This is a genomic window from Mycobacterium sp. TH-M25 (assembly GCF_057473665.1).
Genome location: NZ_JBYCLA010000217.1, coordinates 1 through 4661 on the forward strand (window position 1 = coordinate 1; position 4661 = coordinate 4661).

Consider the following 4661-nt stretch of genomic DNA (forward strand, 5'->3'; position numbering starts at 1 on the left):
TGGTGAAACCGTGCACGCCGTCGTGGGTGGCCAACACGGCGCCGCGCTGGTCGACCACCGAACCGCGGCGCACCCCGATGCGCTCGCCGAGAAAGGCGCGGGTGTCGCCGGACGGGATGAAGCAGATGTCGTGGCTGTCCGGCTTGTCGGCAACCGACAGGCCGCGACGGGCCGCCTCGGCGCGGATCTGCGACTTGGGGGTGTCCCCGATCGGGAACGCGGCATGACGTAGTTGATCGGCGGTCAGCACCGCCAGGACGTAGGACTGGTCTTTGTCGGCGTCCACCGCACGGCGCAGTCGCCCGTCCGAGAGCCGGGCGTAGTGGCCGGTGGCGACCGCGTCAAAGCCCAGCGCCAGGGCCCGGGCGGCCAACGCGGAGAATTTGATGCGCTCGTTGCACCGCACACACGGGTTCGGCGTTTCGCCGCGGGCATAGGACGACACAAAGTCGTCGATGACGTCCTCTTTGAACCTATCCGCGAAATCCCAGACATAGAAAGGTATTTCGAGCACATCAGCGACGCGTCGGGCATCGCCGGCGTCTTCCTTGGAGCAACAGCCGCGCGAGCCGGTTCGCAGGGCGCCCGGGGCGTGCGACAAGGCCAGGTGCACGCCCACCACGTCGTGACCCGCGTCGACCATGCGCGCGGCAGCGACCGACGAGTCGACACCGCCGCTCATCGCGGCGAGCACCTTCATCGAGACGCCCCCACGGTGGCAAGTGCTGCCTGCCGCGCCCTCGCCACCGCGCCGGGTAGCACCTGCAGCGCCGCGTCGACGTCGGACTCGACGCTGGTGTGCCCCAGCGACAGTCGCAGCGATCCGCGGGCATTGGCAGGGTCGGCGCCCATCGCGACCAACACGTGCGACGGCTGCGCGACCCCGGCGGTGCACGCTGACCCAGTCGAGCATTCGATTTCGTTGGCGTCCAACAACATCAGCAGCGCATCACCTTCGCATCCATCGAAGGTGAAGTGCGCGTTGCCGGGGAGACGTCGGGTGCCGGCGGCGCCGTTGAGCCGGGTGCCCGCCACCGCAGCGAGTACCCCGTCGATGAGTCGGTCACGCATTCGCCTAAGCCGGGCGCTGCTGTCCCCCAGCCCGTCGACGGCCAGACTCATCGCGGTCGCCATGGCGACCGCTGCGGCGACATCGGGTGTGCCGGAGCGGATGTCCCGCTCCTGGCCGCCGCCGTGCGACAACGGCGCACACGCCACGTCTCGACGAAGCAGCAGCGCGCCCGCACCGACCGGACCGCCGAACTTGTGCGCGGCCAAGCTCATCGCGGACAGCTGGCCGGCGCCGAAGTCGACCGGCAGCTGGCCGACCGCCTGAACCGCGTCGCTGTGCATCGGAACGTCGAATTCGGCTGCGATGGACGCGAGTTCGTCGATCGGCATGATGGTGCCGACTTCGTTGTTGGCCCACATCACCGTGACCAGTGCGACGTCGTCGTGGCGTTCCAGCGCATCGCGCAGCGCCGCCGCGGACACCGAGCCGTCGGCGCCGGTGGGGAGCCAGGTGACCACGGCGCCTTCGTGCCCAGCCAGCCAGTGCACCCCATCCAGCACAGCGTGGTGCTCAACCTCGGTGGTGATGATGCGGCGGTGGCGCGGTTCGGCGTCGCGGCGAGCCCAATAGATGCCCTTGACGGCGAGGTTGTCGCTCTCGGTGCCGCCGGCGGTGAAGATCACCTCGGACGGGCGGGCGCCCAGCTTGGCCGCGATCAGCTCGCGGGCCTCCTCCATGCGCCGGCGAGCCAGCCGCCCGGTGGCGTGCAGCGACGACGCGTTACCGACGGTGCCCAGGACGGCTGTCATCGCCTCGATGGCAGCGGGGTGCATCGGGGAGGTGGCAGCGTGATCCAGATAGACCATGACCCGCCCAGGATACCGGCGCGCCCATCGAGCTCAGGACGCGAGCACAGACGGCCGCTGTCCGCGATGCGGGCAAGCGGTCGACGTCATGCGGATCGCCGCCTGGCAGCGGCGGGCCAGCTCGCGCCGATCCTCGCCCGGCAGCTGCAGTGATTCGACGTAAATGCGCGCCACCGTGCGGCGGGCCACCATCAGCCGGCCGATCGAACGCAACAGCGTGTCGTCGCCGATGTAGGCCGGCACCGTCGAGGCGCTGCCGTCCCGGTGCTGGTAGCGCAGCCGCAGCGGTTGGACCGGCCGGCCGGTGTCGACTGCGGCCTGGAACATGGCCGGGTAGAACGGCCCCGCCCCCTGGTGTGACCTGCCCGACAAACCGCACCAGGTGGTGCCCTCTGGGAATGCCACCACCGTGTGGCCGGCGCAAAGCCGGGCGGCGACGGTGTCCACCACCTCGGGCAGCTGACGCAATTTGGCACGTTCGATCGGGATCACCGTGACGATGCGCGCCATCATCTTCACTGCGCCGCTGGCGGCCACGTCGGCGCGGGCCACGAAGGACAGCGGCGATACCCGCCACCCGCTGGACGGCAGCGTCGCTCCGATCGTCAGGATGTCCAGCCAGGACATGTGATCGCTGACCACCAGCACGCCGGGCAGGTTACGGATCGGCCCGCCGGACACGTCGATCTTGACGCCGAGGCACCACAGCAACAGCCGGCAGTAGATCGCCCGCGACTTCGACCAGACCGGGATAATCCCGGCCAGCACCGGCAGGGCGGGCGCCAACAGCAGCAGCAAAGTAATGCGCCGGGCAACGCGCAGCGCCACGATCAGCCGCCAGGTGACCCGATAGCCGCCCGCGCGTATGCAGTCCGTGTTGCAGGTCGCCCGGGGCAGCCAGGCGTGATCGCGCGAAGGTGGGGCGCTCATCAGGCCCCCCGACCCGCTGCCTTGGTCGCCGCCGACACCGACCGGAGCCGCCGCAGGTAGCGGGTGTCAGCCTGGCGCTTGTCCAGCAGCGCCGGGAAATCCCCGACACCGAAGTCGGAATCGTGGGCCGGCTCACCACATATCTGCGCACCCAAACGCAGGTAGCCGCGCATCAGCGGCGGGATCACCGGCCGGGCGGGCGGGGTGATCTCGTCGAGCGGGCGCCCGCCGATGATCACCGGCCGGTGCGGGCGAACCCGGTATTCGGCCGGCGCGGCGTGGCGCCGCGCGACAAAGTCACGCACGCCGCGGATCTGCGTTCCCGGTGGTTCGCCTGCCACGACCACCGGCACCGAAACGCAGCCGGTCACGTAGTCGTAGTCACAGTGGTCCAGGTAGGCCAGGATGCCTGCCCACATCAGCAGGACGACAGCACCATTGCGGTGGTCCTTGTGCACCACCGCGCGGCCCATTTCCACCAGCGAGGGCCGTAATGCGTCCAGTGGCCGGATGTCGAATTCCGTTGCGGTGTAGAGCCCTCCCGCTGCGATCGCACCGGTCGGCGTCAGCATGCGGTAGCAGCCGACCCATCCGCCGGAGTTGTCTTCGCGAACCAACAGGTGGTCGCAGTGCTCGTCGAAGCGGTCAGCGTCGAGGCCGTCGCCGCGCCCGGTCAGCGCGAAACCCGGTTCGCTGCTGAATACGTCGTAGCGCAGCCGTTGCGCTGCCTCGATGTGGCCGGAGTCGTTGGAAAGCAACAGTGAATACCGCGGTTCTGCTGTTGCGCATGTTCCCGGTGCCGGCTTTTCCGCGGCGATGAGCACCGATTCAGCACTCACCGGCGCCGCTCCTGCTCATCACGGCGCTCTGCATCGTCGTGTCGCGGATCATCGTGTCGCGGATTCGTCGTGTCGCGGCTCATGGGCTCCACTGTTGCGTTGTTGTTCAGCTAACCGGCATCGCCGCCGTAACGTGTTCGTGCACGCTAGATGACAAAGATTCGCACTCCGACGTTGCCTGGGTCACAAAATTGGTCCAGTATTCAGCCGTGACGTCTGGCAACGCCGAAGAATCGTTCGATCCGGATGCGCTGCGCGCCAAGTACGCCGAAGAGCGCCGGCGCCGTCTCCGGTCGGACGGCATTTCGCAGTATGTGCAGATCACCGGGGCATTCAGCAGGTTCGGCGACGATCCGTGGGCTGATCCGAATTTCGGCCGGGATCCGCTCCGCGACTCCGTCGACGTCGCCGTCGTAGGAGCAGGCTTCGGCGGACTGCTCATTGGGGCGCGCTGCAAACAGCTCGGCGTTGACAACGTGCGGCTGATCGACAAGGCCGCCGACGTAGGCGGAACCTGGTACTGGAACCGCTATCCCGGAATCGCCTGTGACGTCGAGTCCTACGTGTACATGCCGCTGCTCGAAGAGCTCGGTTACGTGCCGACCGAGAAGTACGCCAAGGGCCCCGAGATCTGGGAGCATTGCCGCCGAATCGCCCGGCACTACGACTTGTACCGGGACGCCTGTTTGCAGACCGAAGTACGGGAAATCCGTTGGGAAACAACCAGTTCCCGATGGGTGATATCGACCGATCGCGGCGACGAGATTCGTGCGCGGTTCGTGGCGATGGCCAACGGATACCTCCAGAAGCCGAAGCTACCTGGCATTGAGGGTATTACCGAGTTCGGCGGGCATACCTTTCACACCAGCCGCTGGGACTACGATTACACCGGCGACGACCTGAGCGGCCTTTCCGACAAGCGAATCGGCATCGTCGGCACCGGCGCGACGGCCGTCCAGTGCGTACCGCGCCTGGCCGACGCGTGCGGTGAACTGTTCGTATTCCAGCGCACCC

The 4661-nt window shown here is 67.9% G+C and carries 5 protein-coding genes; 1 reads left to right on the top strand and 4 read right to left on the bottom strand.

The genetic code is table 11. The features are described from left to right. From mnmA to AC2VOU_RS07325, 4 genes are all read right to left on the bottom strand, one after another. The coding region (gene mnmA, locus AC2VOU_RS07310; protein WP_486956775.1) for a tRNA 2-thiouridine(34) synthase MnmA at positions 1-700 on the bottom strand (700 nt) is incomplete at its 3' end. Next, positions 697-1878, bottom strand: a complete 1182-nt coding sequence (locus AC2VOU_RS07315; RefSeq protein WP_486956776.1) for a cysteine desulfurase family protein — start codon at positions 1876-1878, stop codon at positions 697-699. The genes AC2VOU_RS07315 and mnmA, both read right to left, overlap by 4 nt. 33 nt (positions 1879-1911) lie before the next feature. Next, positions 1912-2808, bottom strand: coding sequence for a lysophospholipid acyltransferase family protein (locus AC2VOU_RS07320; RefSeq protein WP_486956777.1), 897 nt, complete (start codon positions 2806-2808; stop codon positions 1912-1914). Further along, positions 2808-3647 carry a GNAT family N-acetyltransferase gene (locus tag AC2VOU_RS07325; protein ID WP_486956778.1) on the bottom strand — a complete coding sequence of 280 codons (840 nt, stop codon included), beginning with the start codon at positions 3645-3647 and terminating at the stop codon, positions 2808-2810. Before AC2VOU_RS07325 ends, AC2VOU_RS07320 begins: the two co-directional genes overlap by 1 nt. A 209-nt stretch (positions 3648-3856) precedes the next feature. Between AC2VOU_RS07325 and AC2VOU_RS07330 the strand changes: the two genes are divergently transcribed. Continuing rightward, the coding region (locus tag AC2VOU_RS07330; protein WP_486956779.1) for a flavin-containing monooxygenase at positions 3857-4661 on the top strand (805 nt) is incomplete at its 3' end.

Excerpts from the sequence above, each read along its gene's own strand:
- AC2VOU_RS07315 (WP_486956776.1), bottom strand. The coding sequence starts at position 1,878 with ATGGTCTATCTGGATCACGCTGCCACCTCCCCGATGCACCCCGCTGCC.
- AC2VOU_RS07320 (WP_486956777.1), bottom strand. The coding sequence starts at position 2,808 with ATGAGCGCCCCACCTTCGCGCGATCACGCCTGGCTGCCCCGGGCGACC.